The following is a 26,881-nucleotide window of genomic DNA, read 5'->3' as shown; positions in this document are numbered from 1 at the left end:
CCATCACGCGGCCTCCTTCTCGACCTGGCGGGCGATGATCAGCCGCTGGATCTGGTTGGTGCCCTCGTAGATCTGGGCGAGGCGGACGTCGCGGAACAGCCGCTCGATACGGTACTCGCGCGAATAGCCGTTGCCGCCGTGGATCTGGAGCGCGTTGGAGACGTGCTTCATCGCCATGTCGGTCGTGAACAGCTTTGCCTGCGCCGCCTCCTTGGCGATCGGCTCGCCGGCATCGTGCAGACGCGCGGCGTGATGGATCAGGAGGCGCGCGGCGGCGATGTCGGTCGACATGTCCGCGAGCATGAACTGGACGGCCTGGAAGCCGATGATGGCCTGGCCGAACTGCTTGCGGTCCTTTGCGTAGGCGGTGGCATCCTCGAATGCGGCCTGCGCCATGCCGAGTGCCATCGAGGCCATCATCAGCCGGCTGAAGTTGAAATTGCTCATGGCCATCTTGAAGGCCTGGTTCTCCGGCCCCATCACGCTGTCGGCCGGCAGCTGCACGTCCGAGAAGGTGATCTGGCAGTCGTCGAGGCCGTGCATGCCGAGCAGCTCCTCGTTCTTGCCGCGCGCGATGCCGGGCAGGGCGCCGTCGACGAGAAGACAGGAAATGGCGCGATGGCCGGCATCCGCGCCGGTGCGCGCGAACACCATGATGCGGTCGGCGACGCCGCCGAGCGTCACCCAGGCCTTGGTGCCGTTGAGCCGCCAGCCATTGCCGTCACGGACGGCATTGGTGCGGATGCCCGCAACGTCGGAGCCGTGATCGGGCTCGGACACGGCGGTGGCCGGAATGATGTCGCCGCTCAGGATTTTCGGGATCAGCGCCTTGTGCGCATCGGTGCCGTGGTGGTCAAAGAACAACACCGCTTCGACCGGAATTGCGAAGGCATTGGCGACCGCGCCTGAGCAGCGCGCCAGCTCCTCCATCGCGATGCAGGCCGCGACCGCATCGAGCCCGGCGCCGCCCGCGCCCTCGCGCAGGCAGATGCCGAACAGGCCGAGATCGGCCATGCCCTGGTAGAGCGCGCGATCGAAGCGGTCCTCGCGGTCGATGGTCGCCGCGCGCGGCAGGATCTCGGCCTCCGCAAAGCGGCGGGCGGTCTCGCGCAGGGCTTTCTGGTCTTGGCTGTAAAAGCGGTCCATGGCGTGAGGCTCCCGTCAGTCGCTGGCGAGCTTGGAATTGTGGGACACTTCGCTCTTGTCGCGATCGAGGAAGTAGACCGCGACATCGTCACCGGATACGCCGTAAGCGCTGCACACGCCGCGGGTCAGGGCGATGGCGGCGGCGCGGCGCTCGGCCTCGGTGCGGCGGAAGGCGTGCACCTTGAGCAGGATCCGCATGCCTGTGTCCTGTGCGCCGAACGTGCCGGCATGGGCGTAGTCCTCCGGCGCAATGGGGAGGAAGTAGAGCGTGATCGTATCCGCGGTGACGCCGAAGGCCGACATCAGGCCGTCGGTGACGGACCGCGCCAGCGCGGCCTTGCGCTGGGGCGGAACCTGCGGGGCGAGCACTTCGACATAGGGCATTGATCAGACCTTCGCGGGCTTCGTCGCAGGCGACTTGGCCGCAGACGATTTGGACGGGGGAGATTTGGATTTCGCGGACTTCGCAGCGTCGAACCGGCGACAGGAATCGCGCTGCACCAGCCGGGCGCCGACACGATATTCGCGCACGCCATCATTACCATTGCCCTTCGCGTCCATGCGATGCAGCAGCCGGTCGACGGCGAGATTGGCGAGATCGCGCGCGCCGTTGTCGACGATGCTAATCGCCGGGCGATGCCATTCGAACCACGGCATGTCCTCGTAGCAGAGCAGCGACAGATCATTGGGGATCGCGATGTTCCGCTCCGCCGTCACCCGCAGCACGCCGAGCGTTGCCTCGTGATTGGCGACGAAGATCGCGCTGGGCGGGCGCGGGAGATCGAGCAGGGCGCGGCAGCAGGTCGCGCCGGTCTCGGGCACGAAATGGCCGGCGTGAATCAACGTGTCGTCAACGGGGATGTCCGACTCGCGCAAAGCGCGGATGTAGCCGGACAAACGCTCGCGGCCGGATGTCGTGTCCCTGCGGCCGACGATCAGCCCGATGCGCTTGTGGCCGAGTTCGATCAGATGGCGGGTGCCGAGATAGGCGCCTTGCGGATCGTCGGCGAGCACGGTCTCGAGGTCGGTTGCGTCATCGCGCCGCACCAGGCAGACGATCGGGACGTCCTTGGCGAGCGTCTCGAGCTGCGCGCCGTTCTTGCCGGTGGGCACCACGATCAGCCCGTCGATGCGGTGGTCGACCAGCGTGGTGAGCGTGTCGCTCTCCTGCTGGGCATCGTCGCCGCCGATGCACAGAAGCATTTGATAACCCAGCGCCTTGAGGCGCGCCTGCACCACTTCGGCCATCACCTGGAACGAGGCGTTGGTGAGATTGTGCACGAGCAGCGCGACCAGCCGCGACTGCCCGGTCTTCAAGCCGCGCGCGATCGGGTTCGGCCGATAGCCGAGCTCGCGCGCAATGCGCGTCAAGCGCTGCTGCGTGCGCTCGCTGGTCAGGCCCGTCCCGGTCAGTGCTCGGGAAGCAGTGCTGACCGAAACACGGGCCGCCTGTGCCACATCTTTGAGCGTGACGCTCATCAAACCTGCCGATAAACTGCAAACGATTGCAGAAAATTTATGGGCCAAATCCGCGGGGATCAAGCCCAAAAAATGGATGGTGTTGCTCAATGCTGAGCCAGTTGCGCAATCGATTGCATAAATCCTGCGGATATTCCGCAAGGTATCGCCGTCCCGTGGCCTCGCTCGATGATCCGGCAGCTCCCCGATGAAGACGTTCCGTGGCACCTACACCGTCATGATCACCCCGTTTACGCCGGCCGGCGACGTCGATGTCGCATCGCTGCGGGCGTTCGTCGATTGGCAGATCGCGGAAGGCATCCATGGACTGATTCCGCTCGGCTCGACCGGCGAATTCCTGTCGCTCGATGACGACGAGAAGGCGCTGGTTGCCGACGTCGTTATCAGCCAGGCCGCAGGTCGCGTGCCGGTGCTGATCGGCACCGGCGCGGAGGATACGCGCGAGGTCGTGCGCCTCAGCCGTCGTGCCGAAAAACTAGGCGCGGATGGCGTGATGATCATTCCGCCGTTCTACTCGACGCCGACCGACGACGAGCTCGTCCACCATTACAAGACGGTGGCGGAGGCGATCTCGCTGCCGATCATGGTCTACAACAATCCGGCCACCGCCAATGTTGATCTCAAGCCGCAGCTCGTGGCGCGCCTCGCCGAGATCGACAACTGTCTCTATATCAAGGAGTCGACGCTGGAGGTGACGCGGGTGCGCGACATCATCCGCCTCTGCGGTGACAGGCTGACCGTGTTTGGCGGCATCCTCGGCTTCGAATCCTTCGTGGAAGGCGCGCAGGGTTGGGTGGCAGTCGCCTCCAATGTGGTGCCGTCGCAGATGGCGCGCATCTTCAGTCTCGTCGCCGATGACGGTGCGATCAAGGAGGCGCGCGAGCTCTACCTGAAATATCTGCCGGTGATCGAATTCGTCGGCGGCCAGGCCTATGTCGCCGGCAGCAAGGCGCTGCTCGGCCATATGGGTTTTTCGGTCGGCAATCCACGCCCGCCGCGGCTGCCGCTGCCGGCGGCGCAGGATGCGGCCGCGCTTGCGCTGGTCAAGCGGTTCGAATTGGCGTGGCCGGCATCCTTATCGCGGGCGAGCGCATGAGGGCATCACTGCCGCGCCGCCGCAATCCGCGCCGCGATCTCCTCGCGCGCGTGCCTGATCAGGGATTGCGTCAACCGTTGCTGCATGCGGCCGGCGGGCACGATTGCCGACACGGTGACCTCGGTCTTCGGCTTGAACGGTACGCTTCTGAGACGGTCGTAGCGCTTCGAGGAGGCCGTCAGCTCGTCCATGATGGTGACGCCGAGCCCTTCCTCGACGAAATGTCCGGCAACGTTCATGAAGCGCACGTCGATGGCGGGTGCGAAGTTGACGGCACTGCGGCGAAAGGCCTCCTGAATCAGGCTGCTGATGCGGCTCGACGTCCGGGCGTTGATCAGCGGCATGTCGCGCAAATCGGTGGGGCTGACGAAGCTCAGCTGCGCGAGCGGACTGTCGGCCGGGCAGGCGCAGACCATGTCGAGCTGCGCCAGCGGCAGATAGTCCAGCGTCGGTCGCGGGTGCGGCTCCATGGCGAAGCCGATGTCGACGACACCGGTCTCGACATATTCGAGGAGATCGTCGAGGCGCTGCGTCTCCAGCGAAATCTCGACACCGCCATGATCGCGGCTGAACCGCGCGACCACCTGCGGCAACAGCGACTCCGACAATTCGGACGTCGCCACGATGCGCATCCGCCCCTTGCGGCCGGCGCGCAGATGCGCGGCCGTCTGGCTGATCAAATCCTGCATCAGGAACAGCGGCTCGGCTTCCGCGAGCAGGATCTGCGCCTCCTGGGTCGGGATCATGCGCTTGTTGATGCGATCGAACAGCAGGAAGCCGAGCGCGGTCTCCGCGTGCTTGATGGCGTTGCTGACCGCTGGCTGCGACATGCCGAGATCCTTCGCAGCCGCGACCGTCGATCGCGTGCGCATCACGGCGCGCAGGATTTCGAGCTGTCGGAGATTCATGAGGTCGGTCCGATCATGAGTGAGCGATGACAATGTGCATCATAGATTTCGGTTATCAACCTCGCGCGGAAAATAATTGATGGCGATGTTGTCGATGCAGGAAGCCGCGGCTTACGCTTCGCGCGAAGACATCGCGCAGCGACAGAAGCGTCACCGAACGCGCAGGTCGCGCGCCAGGCATGGTGTGAACGGATGAACCTGCTCGACGGCGTCAAGATCCTCAGCTTCAATCATTACCTCGCGGGCCCGTTGGCGGCGCAGACGCTCGCCGATCTCGGTGCCGACGTCATCGCGGTCGAGCCGATCGAGGGCGCGTTTCAGCGCAACTGGGCTGTCGCCAACCATTTTGTCGCGGGCGACAGCGTCAATCATCTCGCGACCGGGCGCAACAAGCGCAGCATCGCCGTCGATCTCAAGCATCCCGATGGCATCGCCGCCGTGAAGAAGCTGGTCGCGACCTCGGATGTCGTGATGGAGAATTTCCGCCCGGGGACCATGGCCAAGCTCGGCCTCGGCTACGAGACGCTCAAGACGATCAACCCCGGCCTGATCTATGCGGTCGCAACGGGCTTCGGATCGGATGGTCCCTACAAGGACCGTCCGGGTCAGGATCTCCTGCTTCAGGCGATGTCGGGCCTTGCGATGCGGACCGGGCGTGCCGACGGTGAGCCGACGGCGGTCGGTGCCGTCATCGTCGATCAACACGCAGCCTCGCTCTATGCGATGAGCATTCTCGCGGCGCTGTTCGCGCGGACCAAGACCGGGAAGGGTCAGCTCGTCGAGGTCAACCTGTACCAGGCCGCGATCGATCTCCAGGTCGAGCCGCTGACGGCCTGGCTGAACGGCGCGCCGTCGCCGACGCCGCGCGGGCCGGCCGGCATTGCCGCCTGGTTCAGCCCGGGGCCTTACGGCGTCCACGCCACGGCGGACGGCCATCTCGCGATCTCCATGGCAGCACCCAAGGCGCTGGCGGTCGCGCTGGACAGCGAGGAATTGAAGCAGTTCGGCGAGGCCGACAGTTTTTCGAAGCGAGAGGAGATCACGCGGATCGTTGCTATCAGGCTGAAGCAGAGGTCGACGGCCGAATGGTTACCCTTGCTGGAAGCGGCGCGGATCTGGCACGCGCCGGTGCAGGACTATCGCGATCTCGAATCGGATCCCCAGCTCAACCATCTCGGCGTGTTCAAGACGGCCCAGAGTGCGGGCGGCGCGCCGATCCGGATGGTTGCGCATCCCGCGCGCTATGACGGCCAGACGCCGGCGGTGCGGCTGGTGCCGCAGCGGCTCGGTGCACAGACGCGCGAGGTGCTCGGCGAGATCGGTTACGGCGCCGCCGCCATCGAGGCCATGGTTGCAGCCAAGGCTGTGGGGGTGGCGCGATGATCGATTTTTCAATTCCTGAGGATACGCGCCTCCTGGTCGATACTATCCGCCGCTTCGTCGAGACGGAAGTGCAGCCGCTTGAGGACGAAGTGGAGCGCACGGCCACGGTGCCGGCCGATGCGCTGGCGATGACAAAAGCCAAGGCGCAGAAGCTCGGTCTCTACGCCATGAACATGCCGGCCGATGTCGGCGGTGGCGGGCTGTCCTGCGTCGAGCACTGCCTCGTCGAGGAGGAATTCGGCAAGACCTCGGACGCGCTGATCCGCCGTGTGTTCGGCCAGGTCTATCCGATGTTGATGGCCTGCAAGGGCCACCAGATCGAGCGCTACCTGTTGCCGACGGTCAGGGGCGACAAGATCTGCGCCATGGCGATCACCGAGCCGGGCGCCGGCTCCGACGCCGCCTCGATCAGCACGACGGCGCATCTCGACGGCGAGTCCTGGGTGCTCAACGGCACCAAGCATTTCATCAGCGACGGCGACATCGCCGACTATGTGATCCTGATGGCGCTGACGGACAAGGACAAGCGGGCCCGCGGCGGCATCACGCTGTTCCTGGTCGACCGCGGCACGCCCGGCTTCAAGGTGGCGCGCACCCAGCCGATGATGGGCCATCGCGGCTACGGCCACGCCGAGCTGTCGTTCGAGGACTGCCGCATCCCGAAGGACGCCGTGCTCGGCGAGGTCGGCGGCGGCTTCAAGCTGATCATGCAGAGCGTGCTCCAGATCAGGCTCGCCCATATCGGCGCGCGCGCCGTCGGCATGGCGCAGCGCGCGCTCGAGATGATGCGCCGGCACGCCGGCGAGCGGCGCCAGTTCGGCCAGCTGATCGGCGACTTCCAGATGGTGCAAAAGCTGATCGCCGATTCCGCCACCGAGATCTATGGCGTCAAGATGATGGTGATGAACGCGGCCTGGGACATCGACCAGGGGCGGGATGCACGCGACAAGGTTTCGATGATCAAGGTCGCGGCCTCGGAGATGCAGGGCCGCGTGGTCGACCGCGCCATCCAGGTGTTCGGCGGCATGGGATTCAGCAAGGACCTGCCGCTGGAGCGCATGTATCGCGATGCGCGGGTCACCCGCATCTATGACGGTACCTCCGAAATCCACCGCATGCTGGTTGCGCGCAGCACCATCAAGAACGGCTTGCAGCTCTAGGGAACGACCGATGTCTCATTCACCTCTCAAGCCCGGCGCAGCCTTCGCCTTCCGTAAAACGATGACGGTGGCCGAACAGGCGATGTTCACCGGCATCAGCGGCAATCTCGGCGGTCTCTATGTCGATGCCGTCCGCGCCAAGAAGGCGGGCGCCTCCAACATGGTCGCCTTCGAGCTCGCCGTCGGCGGTCTCGCCACCACCTGCCTTAGCCAGCTCGGCGGGCCGACGCGGCGGATCGGAAGCATCGCGCTGAATTTTGCCGCACCGGTGATCGTCGGCGATTCCGTCGAGGCCAAGGCCGAGATCGTCGAGGTCGCCGGCGACGAGGCGACCTGCCGCGTCACCTGCACGTTGTCGCCCTCAGGCGCGATCGTGGTGGATGGCACCGCGATGCTCGTTCCCTTCGCGAAGGGCTGAGCCATGTACGAGCCGAAATCCTTCGACGATCTGAAGGTCAACGACAGGGTCAGCCTCAGCAAGACCATCACCGAGGCCGATGGTGCGCTGTACATCGCCGCGACCGGCGATTTCGGGCCCGTCCATGTCGATGAGGTCTATGCAAGCGCGACCCGCTTCGGCCGCAGGCTGGCGCCGGGGATCATGGTTGCGGGCCTCTGCACCAGCATCCTCACCAGCGAGCTGGTCGGCACCATCGGCGTGTCGGTGGAGGACCGGTTCTGGTTCACCGGCCCCGTGTTCTACGGCGACACGCTGACCTTCGACGTCTGGATCGCGGAGCAACACGATGAGACCCGAACCGTCATCTGGGAGGCGAGCGCCCGCAATGAAGGTGGTCTCGAAGTGCTGAAGGCGCGCGCGAGCCTGAAATTTCCGCGGCGGAAACCGTCATGAGCAAGCCGATGAAGAAGCCTGATCTGCGCGGCGTCACGGTCGCAACCGTGCTGCCCTTTAGGGACGATAGCGCGATCGACTGGGACGGCTACGCCCGCGTGCTCGACTATTGTGCGTGCCCAGACGGAGTGGCGGCCGTGTTCGTCAACGGACATGCCGGCGAGGGCGGATCGCTCTCCGACGACGAGCGCCAGGCCGTGATCGAGCGGACACGTCGGCAGATCGGCGGCAAGCCGCTGCTGGCCGGCATCATCGCGCATTCGACTGCCGAGGCGATCCATCAGTCCCAGCTCGCCGAAGCCGCCGGCGCGGACTGCGCTGTGCTATTCCCGCCGGCGCCACTTGGAGGTGGTGCATCGGCGACCTCGCGCGCGCCGGTGGCCTTCGTGCAGGCGGTCAGTTCCGCCATCGGGATTCCGGTATCGATCTTCCAGTATCCGCTCAGCTCCGGATTCGGCTATTCGCCGGAGACGCTGGCGAAGATTGCTGCGCTCGACAGCGTCATCGCGATCAAGGAGGGCAGCGACACCATCTTCGCCTATGACGAGAACCGGCGGGCGGTCAAGCAGGCCGATCCTTCCGTGGCGATCCTGCCGTCGAATTTCAACTGGTTCCTGCCGCAGCTTGCCATCGGCGGCGACGGCATTCTCTCCGGCCTCGTCAGCCTCGCGCCGCATCTGTTCATCGTGCTGTGGCAGGCCGCGCTTGCCGACGATCTCAAGGCAATGCGCGCCGTCAACGAGCGGCTCTATCCGATCGTCCGGGCGATCTATGGCCCCGCGCCGATCATGGACATGCACACGCGGATGAAGGAGGGGCTGAAGGCGCTTGGCCTGATCGGTAAAGCCGATCCGCGGCCGCCGCTGCTGCCAGTGCTTCCCGCGCTGTGCGACGCCATCGCAACGACCGTCGGCGTCGCGCGCGCGGCCGGCGACATTCGCCTGAGGTAGGGGTCGCCATGGCGGACGAATCCTTCATCCACATTGTGCGGGTCGATATCGATCCCGAGCATGAAGCGGCGTTCAACGCCTGGTACGAGCAGAGGCATTTTCCGGATCTGCTCGCCTGTCCGGGTTGGCTCTCCGCAAAACGCTTCGTCTCTGTCGGAGACGGGCCGAAATACGCGGCCATGTACGAAGTCGCGGGACGATGGGCGTTCGAGACGCCGGAGTTTCTGAAGGTGAGGGGATTCGGTCCGTTCGAATCCCTGGTGAAGAATTTCGTGCGCATCCAGCTCAAGCCGATGTCGGGACCGGCTTGAGGGGATCGAAGACGATGCTGTCCGCCGTGTCGCAAAGTCCGGCCGGCCGCATCCAAGAAACGTCGAGGGGAATCCTGGTCGAGGGACTGCATCGGTCATTGGCGTCTTACTGGAGGTAATACATGGTCTCGACACTGCTTCGCTTGAGCGCGGCTGCCGCGCTCGTTCTCGCATCCAATGCGGCGCATGCCGCCTGCACGCCCGCGATCACCGACGACAATCTGATTGCGCCGGGCAAGTTGCAGCTCTCCATCAATCCGACCAATCCGCCACAGCAATTCGTCGACAAGGACGGGCAGTTGCAGGGCCTCAATGTGGAACTCGCTGTCGAGCTCGGCAAACGTCTGTGTCTCCCGGTCGAGCTTGTCCGGATGGATTTTCCGGCGATGATCCCGGCCATGACCGCAGGCCGCATCGACGGCATGAATACCGGCATGTTCTGGACCGAGGAACGTTCGAAGCTGATGTACATGGTGCCCTATTCAACCCAGGCGATATCCGTCGTGGTTGCGCCCGATAGCGGCACAAAAATTGCTACCGAAAATGACCTGATCGGTAAATCATCCGCGGTCGAGGTCAGCAGCTATCAGATGAACTGGCTCAAGAAATTCAGCGACGCGAGCGTGGCGAAAGGCGGCGGAGCCGTCGAGATGCGCACGTTCCCGACGGCGACCAACGTCGTGAGTGCGCTGCTCGCGGGGCAGGTGGAGAACGCGCTGCTCGTCGACAGCGTGGCGCGCGATCTTGTCGGCCGCGGCCGCGTCAAGGAAGTCTTGAGCGGGCTTGGCCTTGCGCGCACCGCGATGGCATTCCGCAACAAGAAAGTCGCCGAGGCCGTTATCAAGGCGCTGAACACGATGCGGGCTGACGGCAGCTATCAGGCGCTGTTCGACAAGTTCGGCCTGACCAGCCTGCCCGCGGATCAGCCGATCGCGATCGCCGGCCCGGGCCCGGCCTGAGAGCTACGGAGACGAGCCGATGAGCCATTTCAGTCCGACGGCCGCCGTCAACTACTTCTTCAACTACTTCCTGATGAAGGGTGTGCTCGTCACCATCGGCCTGACCGTGGCGGCCGTGGCCGGCGGATTGGTTCTCGGCATGGGCATCGCGTTGATGCGCATGTCGTCCAATCCGGTGCTGTCAGGCTTTTCGCGGTTCTACATCTGGTTCTTCCGCGGCACGCCGCTGTTGATCCAGCTCGTCGTGATCTATAGCGGCCTGCCGCAACTGGGGATCAAGTTCAGCGTGATCACCTGCGCACTGGTCGGACTGATCCTCAATGAAGCCGCCTATCTCGCCGAGATCGTGCGCAGCGGTTTCATGGCCGTCTCGGCAGGCCAGCGCGAAGCCGCCTGGGCGCTTAGCCTGTCGCCCTGGGTGACGCTCCGTCGCGTGACCCTGCCGCAGGCGTTCCGGCTGATGATCCCGCCGCTCGGCAACTCCATCAATTCGCTGCTGAAGGCGACGTCGCTCGCCTCCGTGATCTCGGTCGAGGAGATCATGCGCCGCAGCGACATGCTGATGCAGGAGCACTTTCAGATCCTCGAAGTCTATGCGGCGGCGACGGCCTACTACCTGATCCTCACCTCCGTCTGGGATGCGGTTCAGCGTCGTCTTGAGAAGCATTTTGGCCGATCGAGCGCCGTGAAGGCGAAGCGCTCTGCCGCGAGTCTCCCGGTCGCCAGCGTCGAGGCCCGCGCATGAGTGAGGTATCGATGAGCACGGCCATGGATGGCAGCGTGACGGGGGCAATGGTGCAGGCGCCAGCGGTGCGCATGGAGGCCGTCTACAAGCACTATGGCGACTTCACAGCGCTGAACCAGATTGATCTGAAGGTTGCGAGGGGCGAGAAGATCGTCGTTTGCGGCCCCTCCGGCTCGGGCAAGTCGACGCTCATTCGCTGCATCAACCACATCGAGAAGCACGATGAGGGCCTGATCTACGTCAACGGCGTCGAGCTCGACCATCAGCGCAAGAACATCGATGCGATCCGACGCGACACTGGCATGGTGTTCCAGAGCTTCAACCTGTTCCCGCACATGACGGTGCTCGAGAATTGCATCCTGGCGCCGATGACCGTCAATGGGATGTCGGAGGCGGAGGCGAAGGACCTCGCCATGCATTTCCTCACCAAGGTCCGGATACCGGATCAGGCCGAAAAATTCCCAGGGCAGCTGTCGGGCGGCCAGCAGCAACGTGTCGCCATCGCGCGCGCGCTGTGCATGCAGCCGAAGATCATGCTGTTCGACGAGCCAACCTCGGCGCTCGATCCGGAGATGGTCAAGGAGGTGCTGGAGACCATGAAGAAGCTCGCAGAGGAGGGCATGACCATGATGTGCGTGACCCACGAGATGGGCTTTGCCCGCGAGGTCGCGGACCGCATCGTCTTCATGAACGAGGGAAAGGTCGTCGAGCAGGCCGCACCGGAGGAGTTCTTCAAGCATCCGAAGTCCGAGCGGGCGCGGACGTTCCTCGACCAGATCATTCATTAGCCGGCGATGTCGGCGGAAACGCGAACCTTCGGCGATCGCCTGCGCGGCATCCATGCCGCGACGATCGTGCCGATGACGCCCGATTTCGAAATCGACGAGCCGGCGCTGGCTGCGCATCTCGCCTCGGTCGCATCCGTGCCCGGCATCAATGGGCTCCTGATCAACGGCCACGCCAGCGAGAATTTCGTGCTGTCGCTGGCCGAGAAGCGGCGGGTTGTGGAGCTGGCGCGTGCGCATGCACCGAAGGATTGCCTGATCGTCTCCGGGGTCAATCATGAATCGAGCCTTGAGGCCGCGCGCGAGGCGGCCGCGCTGGAGCAGGCAGGTGCCGACGGGCTTCTCGTGTTTCCCCCGAACAGCTGGGCGCTGGCTCACGCAGATGACTGCGTCATCGAGCATCACCGTCGCATTCGCGATGCGACGACCGGGCCCTTGATGCTCTACGCCGCACCGGTCGGCGCGGGTGCCATGGCCTATGCGCCGTCGCTGCTGGAGCGGCTGGTCGCCGACCCACGCTTCGTCGCCGTGAAGGAAGGTAGCTGGGAGGTCGCGACCTACGAGCAGAACCTGAGGCTGATCCGAAAGCTGCGGCCGGACTTCGTCGTGCTGGGCTCGGGTGACGAGCACCTCATGACGAGCTATCTCGTCGGCTCGGCCGGCAGCCAGGTCAGCCTCGCCTGCGTCGTGCCGGAGCTTGTCGTCAGCTTGTGGACTGCGGCCGAGGTCGGCAATTGGGAACACGCGCGCGCCGCGCATGAAAAACTGTATTCGTTGGCGGTCGCGATCTACCGCAATGCGCCGGGCGGACGGGCAACCGTGCGGCTCAAGGCCTGCCTGAAATTGCTTGGACGGCTTTCATGCGATGCGGCGCGGCCGCCGCAGCCGCCGGCGACAGCGGAGGAGCTGCGTTCGCTCGAAGAGGCCTTGCGGCTGGCCGGATACGGAAAACTGCTCATACAATAGAGAGAGGCTGAGCCGAGTGCGCTGCATAGCTCCTAGGCAACTGACTGTCCCAAAGGATCGGACAAGCGCCTGCAAATTAGCCAGGCGCGGGAGGCGTTCGATATCGCGGTGCACCAAATGATGCGATTTGCGCTTGGAAAACTGGGGTGTGCTGCACGCGTGTCACGCCAAACGATCTTCGTTCGCGTGCCCTTGACGTGAGCAATGCTGCATCAAAACGTGCAACCGGTGTCGCGGCGCGCGGCGTCGGCCGCAGGACGGTTTGCGACAACTCGGACGACAGCTCTGTCGCACGCTCTCCGACGATGGCATGAGAAGGGATGCATGATGATCGCTCTCGGTTCGGCATGGAAAGTCACGATGGAAGGCAGGGACCCGATGTCCGGTCCGGACGTCATGCCTAGCTGACCCAGCACATGAGCGATTCCAACAGTCACTGGGAAGTCGGGACCGATATTGGTGGCACCTTCACCGATATCATCGCGATCCGGCGCGATTCCAACGAGGCGCGGATCGCCAAGGTGCCGTCACGGCCGCAGGCTCCGGTTCAAGCGATGCTGGAGGCGATTGAGGCGGTGGGCCTGCGCAAGAGCGAGGTCAAGCGCTTCGTCCACGGCACCACGCGCGTCACCAACGCCATCGTCGAGGGCCGGCTGCCGAAGGTGGCGCTGGTCGCGACCGAAGGGTTTGCCGATGTGCTGGAGATCGCGCGCTATCGCCGCCGCGATCTCTATCGTCTGGACATTCCGCCAAAATCGCCGCCGCTGGTGCCGCCCGAGCGGTGCTTTGGGCTCGCCGAGCGCCTCGATCACGAGGGACGCGTGCTGAAGGCGCTGGAGGACGCGGAGATCGAGCGTCTGGTGGCGTGGCTGAAACAGACTGGCGTGCAGAGCGTCGCGGTGGCATTGCTGCATGCCTACGCTAACCCGGCGCATGAAAAGATGCTCGGTGAGCGCCTCAAGGATGTCGTCGCCCATGTCTCGCTGTCGCACGAGGTCAATCCCGAGGCGCGCGAATATGAGCGGACCTCGGCGACCGTGTTCAACGCCGCCGCGATGCCGATCGCGGTGGAATATCTCAGCGAGCTGGAGCAGCGGCTGCCGATCGGTCCTGGCTTGCAGGTGTTTCACTCCGCCGGCGCGATGGTCCCGATCTCCGCCGTGAAGCAGCGGCCGCTGGTGATGGCGATGTCGGGCCCGGCGGCCGGTGTTTCGGCCTCGGTCAGCATCGCGCGCCAGCTCGGCACATCGCGCATGCTGACCTTCGACATGGGCGGCACCACGACGGACGTCTGTCTCATTGTCGACGGCCAGGCGGAAATGACCGACGGCCGCATGCTCGGCGACAAGCCGCTGCGTCAGCCGATGCTTGCGGTTCATTCAATTGGGGCCGGCGGCGGATCGATCGTGCGCAACGGTCCCGGCGGCCTGACGGTCGGGCCGGAGAGCGCCGGCTCCGAGCCGGGGCCGGTCTGCTACGGCCGCGGCGGCCTTGAGCCGACCATCACCGACGCCAATGCCGTGCTCGGCTATCTCAATTCCCAGACAAAACTCGGCGAGCGCATTGGCATCGACATCGAGGCCGCCAAGCGCGTCATCGCGCCGATCGCCCATACGCTCGGACTGAGCCTGACCGAAACGGCACTCGGCATCATCAAGGTCGCCAATGCCACGATGGCGCGTGCGCTCCGCCGCGTCACGGTCGAGCGCGGTATCGACGGGCGTGACTGCACGTTGCTCGCCTTCGGTGGTGGCGGCCCGATGCATGCCGCAGGCCTTGCCGACCTCTACGGGATTGCGCAGGTAGTCGTGCCGAGCGCATCGAGCGCTTTCTCGGCGCTGGGCTGCCTCACCGCCGATTTCAGCTTCCTCCAGCAGCAGACTCTGCGCGCAGCGCTTGATGGCATCGACCTCGCGCGCGTGTCGGAACGGATCGGAACGTTGATTGACGATGCCTCGGCGCCGCTGATCGCCAACGGGGTTGTGAAAGCGGAGATTCAGGTCGAGCTCGTTGCCCTGATGCGGTACGCGGCGCAAAACGATGCCATTCCGGTGCCGTTCGCTTTGCCGCTGGATGAAGCCAAGCTCAAGAAGAACTTTTTGACACGGCATCACGAGCTCTTCGGTTATGCGACAAGCGAGCCTTGCGTCATTGAATCCGTCCGGGTGCAGGCGCGGCGTCCTTCGACGACTGTTGTGAGCCGGCCCGCGACCGTGGCGAGGGCGGTGTCGTCGGGCAAGCGCATCTGCTCGTTCGACGGCTTGCACGAGACCGAGACCGCAATCATCGACCGCGCCGCGCTGGCCGAGATCGTCAGCGGCCCCGCGATCATCGAGGACGCCTGGTCAACCGTGGTTGTCCCGCCCGGCTGGCAGGCAAGACCCGACGCCGCCGGCAACCTGTTCCTGACGCGGAGGGCGGCATGACGCTCGATCCGTTTGTCGTCGAAGTCATCCGGCATGGGCTCTCCGCTGCGGCCGAGGAGATGAGCCTGGTGATGACGCGCTCGGCGCGCTCGCCGCTGCTGCGCGAGGCCGGGGATCTTTCCTCCGCGATCACCGACGGCCACGGCGGCCTGGTCGGGCAGGGCCGCGACATCCCGATCCATCTCGGCGCGATGGCCTACACCATCCCAGAGTTGCTGAAGGTGATGCCGCGCGAAAACCTGAACGATGGCGACGTGGTGATTTACAATGTCGGCGCGCTCGGCGGCAATCACCTCAACGACGTCAAGGTCGTGCGGCCCGTCTTCTTCGAGGGCGAGATCGTGGCCTTCGCGGTCAGCCTTGCGCACTGGCCCGACATCGGCGGCACCTGGCCGGGCAGCTATTTTGCAAAAGCCATCGACACGTTCCAGGAGGCGATGCGGATTCCGCCGGTGCTGATCGCAACCTCGGCCGGCGTCATCACGCCGATCGTGCAATTGCTCAAGGCCAACGTCCGGGATGCCGAATCCTGCGAGGGCGATCTGCTCGCCCAGATCGCGGCGACCAAGGCCGGCGAGAAGCGCATCCTCGAGCTTTGCCGCGAGCACGGCAAGGCGGTCTTTATGGCGACGCAGTCCCGCCTGCACGATCTCTCCGAGATCGAGATGCGCGAGGCACTGCGTGCGCTGCCGGACGGCGTCTACGAAGGTGAAGACTACCTCGACGACGGCAGCGTCAACAACGCGCCCGCGCGCATCCATGTGAAGATCAGTATTCGCGGTGACGAGGCGACCTTCGATCTCTCTGGAAGCTGCGACCGCGTCTCGAACTTCTGCAACACGACGCCGTTCATGGCCCGCTCGGCTGTCGCCTATGCTGCGCGCATCATGAGCGGGCGCGACATGAATCAGAATGCGGGCGCGCTCCGGCCTCTGACCATCATCACGCGCCCGGGCTCGATCCTGGAGCCGGGCTGGGCCGCGTCGGTTGCCGCCGGCAACCACGAGACCTCCATGCGCATCGTCGATGCGATTTTTCGTGCGATGCAGGATACTATCCCAGAACGCTTGTCGGCTGGCGGTGCGACCACCGCGGGTGTGCTGTTCTTTGCCGAACCGCGGCAGAACGGTTCGTGGAAGATGCTCTACGAGGTTCACGGCGGCGGCGAGGGCGCGCGGCACGATCGGGCCGGCATGTCGGCAACCCGGGTGCATCTGTCCAACACCTCGAACACGCCGGTCGAGGTGATCGAGGCGAATTATGCGATCCGCCTGGAGCAGCAGGCCATTCGCCGGGATTCCGGCGGCGCCGGTGCGCATCGCGGCGGTGACGGCTCCGTCCGCACGTACCGCATCCTGGCGCCATCGATGCATCTGACCACGTGCATCGAGCGCATGGTGATCCCGCCATTCGGAATGCAGGGTGGCGAATCCGGCAAGGCTTGCCGCATCTCGCTGGTCCGGCAGGGCGCGAACGTCGCGATCGACGGCAAATCGAACCTGGTGTTGCAGCAAGACGATCTCGTCACGATCGAGATGTGCGGCGGCGGCGGCTATGGCGCCGTAGCGGCAGAGTGAGGGGATGGCGATGAGCAAATTGTTGCGAACCGGGCTGAATGCAGGCGAAGCCGCGCCGATGGCCGTGGTCGGCGGCGAGGGCGTCTATTTTCATCTCTCCGATGGCCGCAAGCTGATCGATGGCAGCAACACCGGTGGCGGCCTCGGACATCGCCACCCCGCGATGGTGGAGGCGATCCGCCATGCCGCGGATACGCCGGTCGTGAACGAAGGCTGGACCTGGGTCGGGCGCGAGCAGGCGGCGGACGATCTGATGGCCACCGCGTTCAGAGGCGAAGAGGATTGGGTCGGTGCTGTCCGCTTCTGCATCAGCGGCAGCGAGGCCAACGACATGGCGTTGTCGCTCTGCCAAGCGCTGACGCAGCGCTCCGCGCTGGCAACGCGCGAGCGCGCCTATCACGGCATCACCGGCCTGTCGCGCAGCATGACGGTGCAGCCGCAATGGCACGGCGGTCTTGCGGTGCATGCCGGTGGCTCGAAGCTACCGGCGCCGATGGCGCCGGTGCGGATCCTTCCGGCGCCGGACGGCGCGATCTATGGCGCGCCGGCCAACAATACGCCGCCGAGCGAATATCTGGCGGATGCCCCGCGGCTGCTCTCGGACACGGCGGCGACGATCATCGACTACACGCAAGGCGGTATCTATTACGACGGCTCCTATCAGGACGAGGTCGCGCGCTGTGCGCGGCGGGCGGGCTCGTACTGGATCGCGGACGAGGTTGTCACAGGCGCAGGACGCGCGGGGCGCTGGTTCGCATTCCAGGGCGCGGAGAGCCGTCCCGATATCGTGACACTCGGAAAATCGCTCGGCGGCGGTGCGGCGGCGGTTGCCGCCGTCGTGGTGTCCAAAGACATCGTCGAGCGGCTCAAGGGCACGAGCTGGCAGAACTACGGCACGCTGCGCGGCCATCCGATCAGCATGGCCGCCGTCAGCGCCTATCTGAAGGTCGTCACCGACGAGAAGATTCTGGAGCACGTCCAGAAGCTCGAGAAATTGTTCACCCGTCGCCTGCTCGAGATCGCGCAAAAGCATCCGAGCGTCCAGCGTGTGGCGGGGCAGGGGCTGCACTGGACGGTGGAGCTGCACGGACCGGATTGGCGTACCTGGCACGCCGACACGACCGAGGTGCCAATCGCCTCGCGCGTGGCGGAGCGGGCGCTGCAGGCCGGAGCGGTGATCGGAACCAGCGGCGAGCAGACCTCGCTGTTTTTGGCGCCGCCGCTGGTGATCTCAGAGCACGAAGCTACGCTGCTTCTCGACGCGCTCGACCACGGCCTCGACATCGCGGACAAGGAGCAGGGGTGAGGGCAGATCACGCAACAGCCCGTCGATCGCCGGCCTGGCCGGCGCATGAGCCCTGGCATCTCGCGATGCCGGAGGGGACGCTCTATGATGCGCTGGCACGTGCCGCGAACGACCGGCCGTCGCATCCGGCGACGGTGTTTTATGGCGCGAGCCTGAGCTATGCCGAGCTGCGCGATCGCGTCGACGCCATGGCCGGCTTCCTGCAAGGCGTTTGCGGCGTGACGCGCGGCGCCCGTGTCATGATCGCGCTCCAGAACTCGCCACAATATGTCATCGCCTATTATGCGGTGATGCGGGCGGACGCGGTGATCGTGCCAGTCAATCCCATGAACAAGACCGCCGAAATTGACTGTCTCGCCGCGGATAGCGGCGCGAAGGTCGCAATCATCGGCAGTGAGCTAAGCGGCGTTTTTGCCGCTCTGGTGGGCGAGGCCATCACCCACGCCGTTGTGGCGCAGTATCGCGAGGAGGTTCCGGCCGCGACACCCTATACGCTGCCGTCCTGCGTGACCGAAGCACCGTCGAAGGTGCCGTCGTCGTCGGGCTGGCATTCCTGGTCATCGGCGATCACGCAAGGCGTGTCGCCGGCGACCATGAGTGCAGGTCCCGACGATCTCATGATCCTGGCCTATACGTCGGGGACGACGGGCAAGCCAAAGGCGTGCATGCATACCCATCGCAGTGCGCTGTTCACTGCCCTGTTGCAGGCGCGCTGGTATGGAATGGGCGCTGACGACGTCATGACCGGCTTCATGCCGCTGTTCCACGTCGCGGGCATGCAGGGGTCGATGAATGCCGCGATGGTGGCGGGCGCCACGCTGCTGCTGATGGCGCGGTGGGACAAGGACCTGCTCCCGGACCTGTTCGAGAGCTATGGCGTCACGTTCTGGAACGCGGCGCCGACCATGATCGTCGACGTCCTCGCCAGCGCTCGGTTCCGCGACCGGTGTTTTGCGAAACTCAAGGTGCTGACCGGAGGCGGCGCGGCGATGCCGACGGCGGTCGCTGAGCGGCTCAAAGGACGCTTCGGCCTCGATTTCGTCGAGGGGTACGGCATGACCGAGACGATGTCGCCGACCCACATCAATCCGATGGCGGCGCCGAAGCGACAATGCCTCGGCATTGCCGTTCACGAGACCGATGCGAGGGTCGTCGATCCCGAGAGCCTGATCGAGCTCGACGACAATGTCACCGGCGAGATCGTCGTGCACGGGCCGCAGGTGCTCCGGGGATACTGGAACAGGCCACAGGCCAATGCTGAATCCTTCATCGAGCTCTCGGGCAAGCGGTTCCTGCGCACCGGCGATCTCGGCTATCGCGATGCCGACGGCTATTTCTTTGCGGTGGATCGCCTGAAGCGAATGATCAATGTCAGCGGCTTCAAAGTGTGGCCCGCCGAGGTCGAAGCCGCGATGTACCAGAATCGCGCCATCCGGGAATGCTGCATCGTGTCGGCGCCGGACGATTACCGCGGCGAAACCGTCAAGGCGCTAATCGTGCTGGACGAGGCGGCGCGTGCGACCACGTCGCCGGACGACGTCGTGAACTGGGCGCGCGGTGCGATGGCGAGCTATAAGGCGCCGCGGGCCGTCGTCTTCGTCGAGTCTCTGCCGCGCACCGCAAGCAACAAGATCAACTGGCGGCTCTTGCAGGATGCCGAATGGGGGCGGACGGCATGAGGCGCGTCCGGCTGGAAAAGCGGTGCGAGCCTGCGTTATGCTGCGCGCGCCGGAAAATTGTTGAAGCTGCGATGGTCAGCTTCGCATAATAGGTCATCAGGAAACTCACGAATGCGTATCGTCAATGTTGCCGCCGCCCAGATGGGCCCGATCCAGAAAGCCGACAGCCGGGAGGCGGTGGTCAAGCGCATGATTGCGCTGATGGACGAGGCCAAGGCCAAAGGCGCGGACCTGATCGTCTATCCGGAACTGGCGCTCACGACGTTCTTCCCGCGCTGGTACGTCGAAGACCGCGCCGAGTTCGACAACTGGTTCGAACGCGAGATGCCGGGTGCGGCGACAAAGCCGTTGTTCGAGCGCGCGGCGCAGCATCGGATGGCCATGAATTTCGGCTATGCGGAGCTGACGCCCGACGGCCATCATTTCAACACCGCGATCCTGACCGACAAGTCCGGCAAGATCGTCGGCAAGTATCGCAAGGTCCATCTGCCGGGCCATGTGGAGTACGACACCAAGCGCTCGCACCAGCATCTGGAGAAACGCTATTTCGAGCCGGGCGACCTCGGTTTCAAGGTCTGGCGCGAGCTGGGCGGCATCATCGGCATGGCCATCTGCAACGACCGGCGCTGGCCCGAGACCTTTCGTGTCATGGGATTGCAAGGCGTCGAGATGGTGCTGATCGGCTACAACACGCCGTCCGTCAACGCGGAGAAGAGCGAGGAGGGCGTCGAGAAGCGTCTGTTTCACAACCGCCTCTCCGTGCAGGCGGGTGCCTATCAGAACGCGACCTGGGTCGTCGCCGTGGGCAAGGCGGGCGTCGAGGACGGGCACCCGCTGTTTGGCGGCAGCCTGATCGTCGATCCCAATGGCGAGATCGTCGCCGAAGCCAAGACGGAAGATGACGAGGTTCTGGTTCATGCTTGCGACCTCGACGCCACGACCTTCGGCAAGACCACGATCTTCGATTTCGCCCGGCACCGACGCATTGAGCATTATGGCCTGATCACCAGCCAAACCGGCGCGATGCCGCCGCCGGAGAAGTGATGTCGGACATGAGTACATCGGGCTTTTCGTTGCGCGAGCTCGATCCGCGCGATCGCTACAAGCTGCTGTGTGGTGTGGTGGTGCCGCGACCGATCGCGCTCGTGACGACGCTGGACGAGAACGGGGCGGTCAATGCCGCGCCGTTCAGTTTCTTCAACGTCTTCTCGGAAAATCCCCCGCTGATCGTGCTGGGGCTCCAGCACAAGCCCGATCACAGCCCGAAGGACACGACCCGCAACATCCACCGCGACGGCGAGTTTGTCGTCCACATGGTGGACGAGGCATTGTCGGCGACGATGAACGACTGCGCCGTCGATTTCCCGTCCGGCGACAGCGAGGTTGCGGCGACGGGGCTGGCCACGCTTCCCTCGGTTGACGTGAAGGTGCCGAGGCTCGCTGCTGCACCGTTTGCGCTGGAATGCCGTCGCCATGTGGTGCTGAATTTTTCGCCCGATCGCGAGCTCCTCGTCGGCGAGGTGCTCAGGGTTCATGCTCGCGAGGGACTGGTCGACGAGGTCAACATGTATGTCGATCTCGACGCCTACCGGCCGATCGGCCGCATGTTCGGCAATCTCTATACGACGCAGCGAGACACGTTTGCGCTTGCGCGCGAGAGCCACGCGCAATGGCTCGCGCGGCAGGATGCCAAAGAGCTGAAGGACGCCTAGTGACGCGAGACCTGCACCGCTCCGAGCGCCATGGTGACGGCCGCCTGTGTCGGGTCGATCACGGGAATGCCGAGCGCGTCCTCCAGCAGACGCCGGTGGCGCGCCATGCCGGCGCAGCCCATGACGATGGCGCGGGCGCCGTCTTCATCGCGCAGCGCGCGGCCGATGTCGATCATTTTCGCCAGCGTGCCTTCACCCGAGGCCGTCTCGGCGACGCTCATGTTGAGCGGCCGCTCGCCGGCAAGGCGGTCGGTCAGTCCCATCTGGCGCAGGTAGCGCATGTGACGCGGGATCGAGCGCTGCGCAATCGCGATGACGCCAAACGTCTCGGCGCGGGCGAGCGCGGTCAGGACACCGCACTCGGCGATGCCGAACACGGGGCGGTCAGTGCCTTCGCGGCAGACCTGAAGTCCGGGATCGCTATAACAGGCGATGACGAAGGCGGCCGAGCTGTTATCGCCTTCGACCAGCTTTCGCAGCGGCATTGCGACGCTGTCGACGTCGGCCTGGCTTTCAATGCCGAACGGACCTTCCGCCAGCGTTTTGCAGACCACCTCGGGTCCTCCCGCGAAATCGAGCGGCTTCAGCGCGTCCGCCAGCCCCTGCGTAACGGCGGGGTTGGAGTTCGGGTTGATGACGAGAATGCGCGGCCGGGACATGATGGTCTTCCTGCGAAATTACGACTACTTGCCTCGGGCATATCACGGAGTGCCTCATGACTGAACCCACCTATGACCTGATCATCCGCGGCGGGCGCGTCGCCACCACCACCGATGTGTTCGAGGCCGATGTCGCCATTTCCGGCGAAACCATCGCAGCCATCGGTCGCGACCTTCCGGCGGCCAAGCGGGAGATCGACGCGCGCGGCAAGCTGGTGCTGCCGGGCGGCGTCGACAGCCACGCCCATATCGAGCAATTGTCCGCCGCCGGCATCATGAATGCCGACACCTTCGAGAGCGCGACCGTATCGGCGGCCTTTGGCGGCACGACTACGGTTATTCCCTTCGCGGCCCAGCATGTCGGCATGAAGCTGCCTCAGGTGGTGGAGGATTATCACGCGCTGGCCAAGAAGGGCGCGGTGATCGACTACGCCTTTCACATGATCATCGCGGACGCGACCAAGGAGACGGTCGAGGAGCACATTCCGGCGCTGGTGAAGCAGGGGCACGCGTCGATCAAGATCTTCATGACCTACGACCGTCTCAAGGTCGACGACGAGCCGTTGCTCGACATCCTGCTCGCTGCGCGCCAGTCCGGCGCGATGCTGTGCGCGCATGCCGAAAACCACGGCATCATCGCCTGGATGGTGAAGCGCCTGCTCTCACGGGGCTACACGCTGCCGAAATATCATGCGGTCAGTCATGCCCGCGTGTCTGAAGCGGAAGCTTTTACGCGGCTGATCGGCATGGCCGCGCTGATCGACCAGCCGATCATGATCTTCCATGTCTCGACCGCCGAAGGCGCCAAGGTCATCCGCGACTCGCGCGGGCAGGGGTTGAAAGTGTTCGCCGAGACCTGTCCGCAATATCTGTTCCTGACCGCGAACGATCTCGATAAGCCCGGCATCGAAGGCGCCAAATGGATGTGCAGCCCGCCGCCGCGCACGCATTCCGACCAGGAAGCGCTATGGCAGGCGCTGTCGCTCGGCGATCTCCAGACCATCTCGTCGGATCACGCGCCTTATCGTTTTGACGAGACCGGCAAGCTGCGCGCCGGGCCCAATCCGAACTTCAAGCAGGTCGCGAACGGCCTGCCGGGGTTGGAGTTGCGGCTGCCGCTGCTGTTCGACGCGATGGTGTCGAAGGGCCGGCTGGGCCTGGAGAAATTCGTCGAGCTGACTTCGACGGCGCCGGCAAGAATCTACAATCTCCATCCGCGCAAGGGCTCGATCGCGGTGGGCGCCGACGCCGATATCGCGATCTGGGATCCCAACCGCGAGACGACGATCGCTGACGAGATGATGCACGACCTCACCGGCTATACGCCATTTGCCGGCCGCAAGCTGAGGGGCTGGCCGGTGACCACGCTCTCGCGTGGTCGCGTTGTCGTCGATGGCGACAAGTGCCTGGCGAGCCCCGGAAGCGGAAAATTCCTCGCGCGCAGTGGCGGTGAGGCGGCCAAGCCGACTGGCCGGCTCGTGGCCGACATGGATCCGGAGCGGAATTTCGGGGCGAAGCTGCTATGACGGTGGATCGCGCGCGATGAAGATCGTCATTTTCGGCGGCACCGGATTTGTCGGCCTCAATCTCGCGGAGGTGCTGCTCGCGCGCGGCCATGACGTGACGCTGTATGATCGCAAGCAACTTCCGGCGGGAGCGGAGCGATCCTTTGCCGATTACCGGGAACGGCTCACGGTTGTTCAGGGCGAGATCACGGACGTGGAAAGGATCGATGCGCTTGTAAAACAGGGCTTTGATGCGATCGTCCTAGGCGCCGCCATAACGGCCGGAGATCATCTCGAACGAACCAACACTTCGAGTATCCTTGAAATCAACGTGATGGCCCAAATGCCGATCCTGAGCACGGCGGTCCGCCGTGGGGTTCGACGGGTCGTCAATCTATCCTCCGCTTCCGCCTATGGCGCTGCTGGGCAGCGCTATCCGGTATTGGATGAGGAGACGCCTTGCGATCCTGTTTCCTTCTACGCGATCAGCAAGTTCACCTCGGAGCGATCGGTGGCGCGGCTCGCGGAGCTGCGGGGCGGCGATTTTCTGAACGTTCGGCTCAGCGCCGTGTTCGGTCCATGGGAGCGGATCGGCAAGGTGCGGGATACGCCGAGCCTTCAGTTCCAGATTCTCGCCGACTTCGCCCGTGGCGAACCAGCGCTCATGCCGGGACCTGGGATCAAGGATTGGATCTACGCTCCAGACGCTGCCGAAGCAGTGGCGGTGCTGATCGAAGCGGAGCGGCCACGCCACCGGCTCTACAACATCTCCACTGGCGCGCCCTGGTCGGCGCTGCAATGGGGCGAAGCCTTTGCGGCGTTGCATCCCGGCCTTGAGTGCCGGCTCGCGGCGCCCGGAGAGAAAACGGTCATCGAACTGCATGGGCCGGATCGTGCACCGTTGTCAGTCGCGCGCATGGCTGACGAGTTCGGCTGGCGAGCGCGGTTCGGCCGTGCCGAGTCGGCCGCGGCCATGAGCGCGTGGTGGACGCAGCACAAGGAGGCGATCTGAAATGCGGCTCGAAGGGCGCACGGCCATTATCACCGGAGCCGGTTCGGGCATCGGTCGCGCCAGTGCAAAGCTGTTCGCAGAAGAGGGCGCGCATCTCGCTCTGGTCGATCGCGATGCGGCGGGGCTTGAGGAGACGTTGAGCCTGGTGCGAGAGGCAACAACGCATGTCGGCGATGTCGGCGATGTCGGTTTCGCCGAGACCATCGTCGGCGATGTCGTGGCGCGGCATGGCCAGCTCGACATCCTCATGACCGCGGCGGGCTTCTCCTGCGGTGGCACGGTGCTGACGACGAGCCCGGAAGATTGGGACGCGGTGTTCCGCGCCAATGTCGGCGGCACCTGGCTGTGGGCACGCGCCGCCGTGCCACAGATGCAGCGGCAAAAGAGTGGTTCGATCATCACCCTGGCGTCGCAGCTTGCGATTGCCGGCGGCAAGGGAAACAGCGCCTATATCGCCGCCAAGGGCGCCATCGTCAGCCTCACCCGCACGATGGCGGTGGATTTCGCCGCCGACGGCATTCGCGTCAACGCGATCGCGCCCGGCGCGATCGATACGCCGATGCTTCGCCGCAGCTTTGCCCGTCACGCCAATTCGGATGAGGTGCGCGAGGCCTCGCGCAATCGCCATGCCATGAAGCGTTTTGGCGAGGCCGAGGAGATCGCGCAAACGGCGCTGCACTTGGCAAGCGATGCGTCCTCGTTCACGACGGGCACCGTGATGGTGGTCGACGGAGGCTGGCTCGCTGCATGAGTGACGCGCTGACAGAGCTCGAGGCAAACGTGTGCGCCGATCTCGCAAGGATCGCGCATCCCGGCGCCGCGTGGCTACCTCCGAAGCAGGGACCGGACGGAAAGCCGGCGCTGGACGTGCTCGTCGTTGGCGCGGGCCAGTCCGGCATCGCCATCGGTTTTGGCCTCATGCGCTCCCGCGTCACCAACATCCTGCTGCTCGACAAAGCTGAAGAGGGAAAGGAGGGCCCGTGGCTCACCTATGCCCGCATGCCGACGCTACGCAGCCCGAAGGACTACACCGGTCCCGACCTCGATATCCCGAGTCTGACGTACCAGTCCTGGCACGAGGCCCGCTTCGGCAAGGACAGCTGGCACAAGCTCGACCTGATTCCGCGCGGCCACTGGGCCGAGTACCTGCTGTGGCTGCGGCGCACGATCGGCTTGCCGGTCGGCAACGGCTCCGAACTCGTGGAAATCGCGCCCGCGGCCGACGGCCTGCTCGCCGCACGCGTGAAACGTGCCAATGGCGTCGAAACGCTCTATGCGCGCAAGATCGTGCTTGCGACCGGACAAGAGGGAATGGGCGGCTGGATGATTCCAGAGCCGTTGCGCCATCTGCCGGCCAGCTCGGTCGCGACCGTCGCCGACGACATCGACTTCCAAAGCCTCCGCGGCAGGCGGGTCGCCGTGATCGGCGCCGGCGCATCGGCATTCGATAATGCGGCAACGGCACTGGAGGCCGGCGCCGCAGAGGTGCATCTGCTTTGCCGCCGGGCGCAGATCCAGCTGATCCAGCCCTATCGTTGGCTGACCTTTCGTGGCTTCCTTCGTCATCTCAGTGATCTCGATGATACCTGGCGCTGGCGCTTCATGCGCAAGGTCCTCGAGATGCGGGAAGGATTTCCGCAGCCAACCTTCGACCGCTGCGCGCGTCATGCTAATTTCATATTGCACGAAGGCGCGCCGGTCGAGGGGGGCCGACAGACGGATCGCGGCGTTGAACTTCGGACGCCGCGCGGCGCCGTCTCCGCGGATTTCGTCATCTGCGGCACAGGCATCGACATGAACTTTGCCGAGCGCGGCGAACTACGCAGCTTTGCGGGCAATATCGCGACCTGGGCCGACCGCTATCAGCCCCCGGAGAATGAGCGCAACACCCGGCTCGGCCGTTTTCCCTATCTCGCCGACGATTACGCCTTCACCGAGCGCCTACCCGGCGAAACGCCGTGGATCTCCGACATTCACCTTTTCGCCATCGCATCCACCATGAGCTTCGGTCCGTCGGGGTCGTCGATCAATGCGATGACGACCGCGATCCCGAAGCTGGTCCATGGCCTGACGCGCGGCCTGTTCCGTAGCGATATCGCGCATCACTGGGCTTCGCTCAGCGCATATGACGTACCGCAGGCCGTGGTGACGCGGACGGCGCAAAAAATGGGTGAATCCACGTGATTGTCCACGCCCCGCCGCGACGATGCGCCCATCTGCGACTGGCGCGTAATTTGCTTCTTTCTCACCATGCCTTGCTGGCG

Annotated in this window: 27 protein-coding genes; 22 read left to right on the top strand and 5 right to left on the bottom strand. The window is 64.9% G+C overall.

Features of this window, described 5'->3' with window-relative positions:
• Positions 1 to 3: 3 nt before the first annotated feature.
• Genes IC761_RS23055 through IC761_RS23045 form a run of 3 tightly spaced genes read right to left on the bottom strand, consistent with a single transcriptional unit; the run spans position 4 to position 2,604 of the window.
• Complete coding sequence (locus tag IC761_RS23055) at positions 4 to 1,146, bottom strand: acyl-CoA dehydrogenase family protein (RefSeq protein ID WP_195798922.1); 1,143 nt, start codon at positions 1,144 to 1,146, stop codon at positions 4 to 6.
• Between the two features lie 15 nt (positions 1,147 to 1,161).
• A complete protein-coding gene (locus IC761_RS23050) occupies positions 1,162 to 1,530 on the bottom strand; it encodes a tautomerase family protein (protein WP_195798921.1) in 369 nt (122 codons plus the stop codon).
• Positions 1,531 to 1,533: 3 nt separating this feature from the next.
• On the bottom strand, positions 1,534 to 2,604 hold the full coding sequence (locus tag IC761_RS23045) for a LacI family DNA-binding transcriptional regulator (RefSeq protein WP_246791576.1): 1,071 nt from the start codon (positions 2,602 to 2,604) through the stop codon (positions 1,534 to 1,536).
• Between IC761_RS23045 and IC761_RS23040 the strand changes: the two genes are divergently transcribed.
• Positions 2,507 to 2,746, top strand: a complete 240-nt coding sequence (locus tag IC761_RS23040; RefSeq protein ID WP_195804892.1) for a hypothetical protein — start codon at positions 2,507 to 2,509, stop codon at positions 2,744 to 2,746. The genes IC761_RS23045 and IC761_RS23040 overlap by 98 nt on opposite strands.
• Positions 2,747 to 2,812: 66 nt before the next feature.
• The gene (dapA, locus tag IC761_RS23035; protein ID WP_195798919.1) at positions 2,813 to 3,721 is read left to right on the top strand and encodes a 4-hydroxy-tetrahydrodipicolinate synthase; all 909 of its coding nucleotides are present in this window, start codon (positions 2,813 to 2,815) and stop codon (positions 3,719 to 3,721) included.
• A gap of 5 nt (positions 3,722 to 3,726) precedes the next feature.
• Here dapA and IC761_RS23030 read toward each other — a convergent pair whose 3' ends face one another.
• Positions 3,727 to 4,629, bottom strand: a complete 903-nt coding sequence (locus IC761_RS23030; RefSeq protein ID WP_195798918.1) for a LysR family transcriptional regulator — start codon at positions 4,627 to 4,629, stop codon at positions 3,727 to 3,729.
• A 192-nt stretch (positions 4,630 to 4,821) separates the two neighbouring features.
• On the opposite strand from IC761_RS23030, the gene IC761_RS23025 reads away from it, so the two are divergent.
• From IC761_RS23025 to IC761_RS22950, 16 genes are all read left to right on the top strand, one after another.
• Positions 4,822 to 6,012: a CaiB/BaiF CoA transferase family protein gene (locus IC761_RS23025; protein ID WP_195798917.1), complete on the top strand. Its 1,191-nt coding sequence runs from the start codon at positions 4,822 to 4,824 to the stop codon at positions 6,010 to 6,012.
• On the top strand, positions 6,009 to 7,172 hold the full coding sequence (locus IC761_RS23020; protein WP_195798916.1) for an acyl-CoA dehydrogenase family protein: 1,164 nt from the start codon (positions 6,009 to 6,011) through the stop codon (positions 7,170 to 7,172). Before IC761_RS23025 ends, IC761_RS23020 begins: the two co-directional genes overlap by 4 nt.
• A gap of 10 nt (positions 7,173 to 7,182) precedes the next feature.
• The gene (locus IC761_RS23015) at positions 7,183 to 7,590 is read left to right on the top strand and encodes a MaoC/PaaZ C-terminal domain-containing protein (RefSeq protein WP_195798915.1); all 408 of its coding nucleotides are present in this window, start codon (positions 7,183 to 7,185) and stop codon (positions 7,588 to 7,590) included.
• Positions 7,591 to 7,593: 3 nt separating this feature from the next.
• Complete coding sequence (locus IC761_RS23010) at positions 7,594 to 8,025, top strand: MaoC family dehydratase (protein ID WP_195798914.1); 432 nt, start codon at positions 7,594 to 7,596, stop codon at positions 8,023 to 8,025.
• Positions 8,022 to 8,975 (top strand): dihydrodipicolinate synthase family protein, encoded by a 954-nt coding sequence (locus tag IC761_RS23005; RefSeq protein WP_195798913.1) that lies wholly within the window; start codon positions 8,022 to 8,024, stop codon positions 8,973 to 8,975. Before IC761_RS23010 ends, IC761_RS23005 begins: the two co-directional genes overlap by 4 nt.
• A gap of 8 nt (positions 8,976 to 8,983) precedes the next feature.
• A complete protein-coding gene (locus IC761_RS23000; RefSeq protein WP_195798912.1) occupies positions 8,984 to 9,286 on the top strand; it encodes a DUF4286 family protein in 303 nt (100 codons plus the stop codon).
• Positions 9,287 to 9,408: 122 nt separating this feature from the next.
• Positions 9,409 to 10,245 (top strand): ABC transporter substrate-binding protein, encoded by an 837-nt coding sequence (locus tag IC761_RS22995; RefSeq protein WP_195798911.1) that lies wholly within the window; start codon positions 9,409 to 9,411, stop codon positions 10,243 to 10,245.
• A gap of 19 nt (positions 10,246 to 10,264) precedes the next feature.
• The gene (locus IC761_RS22990; RefSeq protein WP_195798910.1) at positions 10,265 to 10,990 is read left to right on the top strand and encodes an amino acid ABC transporter permease; all 726 of its coding nucleotides are present in this window, start codon (positions 10,265 to 10,267) and stop codon (positions 10,988 to 10,990) included.
• Positions 10,987 to 11,778 (top strand): amino acid ABC transporter ATP-binding protein, encoded by a 792-nt coding sequence (locus tag IC761_RS22985; RefSeq protein ID WP_438265032.1) that lies wholly within the window; start codon positions 10,987 to 10,989, stop codon positions 11,776 to 11,778. Before IC761_RS22990 ends, IC761_RS22985 begins: the two co-directional genes overlap by 4 nt.
• 6 nt (positions 11,779 to 11,784) lie before the next feature.
• Entirely contained in the window at positions 11,785 to 12,741 is a 957-nt protein-coding gene (locus IC761_RS22980) for a dihydrodipicolinate synthase family protein (protein ID WP_195798908.1), read from the top strand.
• Between the two features lie 416 nt (positions 12,742 to 13,157).
• Entirely contained in the window at positions 13,158 to 15,167 is a 2,010-nt protein-coding gene (locus IC761_RS22975) for a hydantoinase/oxoprolinase family protein (RefSeq protein WP_195798907.1), read from the top strand.
• A complete protein-coding gene (locus IC761_RS22970; RefSeq protein ID WP_195798906.1) occupies positions 15,164 to 16,744 on the top strand; it encodes a hydantoinase B/oxoprolinase family protein in 1,581 nt (526 codons plus the stop codon). Before IC761_RS22975 ends, IC761_RS22970 begins: the two co-directional genes overlap by 4 nt.
• 10 nt (positions 16,745 to 16,754) lie before the next feature.
• A complete protein-coding gene (locus tag IC761_RS22965; RefSeq protein ID WP_195798905.1) occupies positions 16,755 to 18,050 on the top strand; it encodes an aminotransferase class III-fold pyridoxal phosphate-dependent enzyme in 1,296 nt (431 codons plus the stop codon).
• On the top strand, positions 18,047 to 19,729 hold the full coding sequence (locus IC761_RS22960; RefSeq protein WP_195798904.1) for a long-chain-fatty-acid--CoA ligase: 1,683 nt from the start codon (positions 18,047 to 18,049) through the stop codon (positions 19,727 to 19,729). The genes IC761_RS22965 and IC761_RS22960 overlap by 4 nt, the downstream gene beginning before the upstream one ends.
• Positions 19,730 to 19,840: 111 nt before the next feature.
• On the top strand, positions 19,841 to 20,773 hold the full coding sequence (locus tag IC761_RS22955) for an N-carbamoyl-D-amino-acid hydrolase (protein WP_195798903.1): 933 nt from the start codon (positions 19,841 to 19,843) through the stop codon (positions 20,771 to 20,773).
• Positions 20,773 to 21,441, top strand: coding sequence for a flavin reductase family protein (locus IC761_RS22950; protein ID WP_195798902.1), 669 nt, complete (start codon positions 20,773 to 20,775; stop codon positions 21,439 to 21,441). The genes IC761_RS22955 and IC761_RS22950 overlap by 1 nt, the downstream gene beginning before the upstream one ends.
• On the opposite strand, the gene IC761_RS22945 is transcribed toward IC761_RS22950, so the two are convergent.
• Entirely contained in the window at positions 21,438 to 22,100 is a 663-nt protein-coding gene (locus IC761_RS22945) for an aspartate/glutamate racemase family protein (RefSeq protein ID WP_195798901.1), read from the bottom strand. The two genes, IC761_RS22950 and IC761_RS22945, sit on opposite strands and share 4 nt — an antisense overlap.
• A 56-nt stretch (positions 22,101 to 22,156) precedes the next feature.
• On the opposite strand from IC761_RS22945, the gene hydA reads away from it, so the two are divergent.
• Genes hydA through IC761_RS22925 form a run of 4 tightly spaced genes read left to right on the top strand, consistent with a single transcriptional unit; the run spans position 22,157 to position 26,801 of the window.
• Positions 22,157 to 23,626, top strand: coding sequence for a dihydropyrimidinase (gene hydA, locus IC761_RS22940; protein ID WP_195798900.1), 1,470 nt, complete (start codon positions 22,157 to 22,159; stop codon positions 23,624 to 23,626).
• Between the two features lie 16 nt (positions 23,627 to 23,642).
• Positions 23,643 to 24,617, top strand: a complete 975-nt coding sequence (locus IC761_RS22935) for an NAD-dependent epimerase/dehydratase family protein (RefSeq protein ID WP_195798899.1) — start codon at positions 23,643 to 23,645, stop codon at positions 24,615 to 24,617.
• A 1-nt stretch (position 24,618) separates the two neighbouring features.
• Positions 24,619 to 25,368, top strand: a complete 750-nt coding sequence (locus tag IC761_RS22930) for an SDR family oxidoreductase (protein WP_195798898.1) — start codon at positions 24,619 to 24,621, stop codon at positions 25,366 to 25,368.
• Positions 25,365 to 26,801, top strand: coding sequence for a flavin-containing monooxygenase (locus IC761_RS22925; protein WP_195798897.1), 1,437 nt, complete (start codon positions 25,365 to 25,367; stop codon positions 26,799 to 26,801). The genes IC761_RS22930 and IC761_RS22925 overlap by 4 nt, the downstream gene beginning before the upstream one ends.
• Positions 26,802 to 26,881 lie beyond the last annotated feature (80 nt).

It is taken from the genome of Bradyrhizobium commune, from assembly GCF_015624505.1.
Lineage (GTDB): Bacteria > Pseudomonadota > Alphaproteobacteria > Rhizobiales > Xanthobacteraceae > Bradyrhizobium > Bradyrhizobium commune.
The sequence above is the reverse complement of the archived record's forward strand: the minus strand, read 5'-3'. Positions and strand labels throughout refer to the sequence as shown.

Coding starts and splice junctions, on each gene's coding strand:
- IC761_RS22975 (WP_195798907.1), top strand. CDS start 13,158: ATGAGCGATTCCAACAGTCACTGGGAAGTCGGGACCGATATTGGTGGC.
- IC761_RS23000 (WP_195798912.1), top strand. CDS start 8,984: ATGGCGGACGAATCCTTCATCCACATTGTGCGGGTCGATATCGATCCC.
- IC761_RS23010 (WP_195798914.1), top strand. CDS start 7,594: ATGTACGAGCCGAAATCCTTCGACGATCTGAAGGTCAACGACAGGGTC.
- IC761_RS23055 (WP_195798922.1), bottom strand. CDS start 1,146: ATGGACCGCTTTTACAGCCAAGACCAGAAAGCCCTGCGCGAGACCGCC.
- dapA (WP_195798919.1), top strand. CDS start 2,813: ATGAAGACGTTCCGTGGCACCTACACCGTCATGATCACCCCGTTTACG.
- IC761_RS22965 (WP_195798905.1), top strand. CDS start 16,755: ATGAGCAAATTGTTGCGAACCGGGCTGAATGCAGGCGAAGCCGCGCCG.
- IC761_RS22935 (WP_195798899.1), top strand. CDS start 23,643: ATGAAGATCGTCATTTTCGGCGGCACCGGATTTGTCGGCCTCAATCTC.
- IC761_RS22950 (WP_195798902.1), top strand. CDS start 20,773: ATGTCGGACATGAGTACATCGGGCTTTTCGTTGCGCGAGCTCGATCCG.
- IC761_RS22970 (WP_195798906.1), top strand. CDS start 15,164: ATGACGCTCGATCCGTTTGTCGTCGAAGTCATCCGGCATGGGCTCTCC.
- IC761_RS22990 (WP_195798910.1), top strand. CDS start 10,265: ATGAGCCATTTCAGTCCGACGGCCGCCGTCAACTACTTCTTCAACTAC.
- IC761_RS23050 (WP_195798921.1), bottom strand. CDS start 1,530: ATGCCCTATGTCGAAGTGCTCGCCCCGCAGGTTCCGCCCCAGCGCAAG.
- IC761_RS23005 (WP_195798913.1), top strand. CDS start 8,022: ATGAGCAAGCCGATGAAGAAGCCTGATCTGCGCGGCGTCACGGTCGCA.
- IC761_RS22925 (WP_195798897.1), top strand. CDS start 25,365: ATGAGTGACGCGCTGACAGAGCTCGAGGCAAACGTGTGCGCCGATCTC.
- IC761_RS23025 (WP_195798917.1), top strand. CDS start 4,822: ATGAACCTGCTCGACGGCGTCAAGATCCTCAGCTTCAATCATTACCTC.
- IC761_RS22995 (WP_195798911.1), top strand. CDS start 9,409: ATGGTCTCGACACTGCTTCGCTTGAGCGCGGCTGCCGCGCTCGTTCTC.
- IC761_RS23015 (WP_195798915.1), top strand. CDS start 7,183: ATGTCTCATTCACCTCTCAAGCCCGGCGCAGCCTTCGCCTTCCGTAAA.
- IC761_RS22930 (WP_195798898.1), top strand. CDS start 24,619: ATGCGGCTCGAAGGGCGCACGGCCATTATCACCGGAGCCGGTTCGGGC.
- IC761_RS23020 (WP_195798916.1), top strand. CDS start 6,009: ATGATCGATTTTTCAATTCCTGAGGATACGCGCCTCCTGGTCGATACT.
- IC761_RS22945 (WP_195798901.1), bottom strand. CDS start 22,100: ATGTCCCGGCCGCGCATTCTCGTCATCAACCCGAACTCCAACCCCGCC.
- hydA (WP_195798900.1), top strand. CDS start 22,157: ATGACTGAACCCACCTATGACCTGATCATCCGCGGCGGGCGCGTCGCC.
- IC761_RS22955 (WP_195798903.1), top strand. CDS start 19,841: ATGCGTATCGTCAATGTTGCCGCCGCCCAGATGGGCCCGATCCAGAAA.
- IC761_RS22985 (WP_438265032.1), top strand. CDS start 10,987: ATGAGTGAGGTATCGATGAGCACGGCCATGGATGGCAGCGTGACGGGG.
- IC761_RS23030 (WP_195798918.1), bottom strand. CDS start 4,629: ATGAATCTCCGACAGCTCGAAATCCTGCGCGCCGTGATGCGCACGCGA.
- IC761_RS22980 (WP_195798908.1), top strand. CDS start 11,785: ATGTCGGCGGAAACGCGAACCTTCGGCGATCGCCTGCGCGGCATCCAT.
- IC761_RS23040 (WP_195804892.1), top strand. CDS start 2,507: ATGCGCGTCAAGCGCTGCTGCGTGCGCTCGCTGGTCAGGCCCGTCCCG.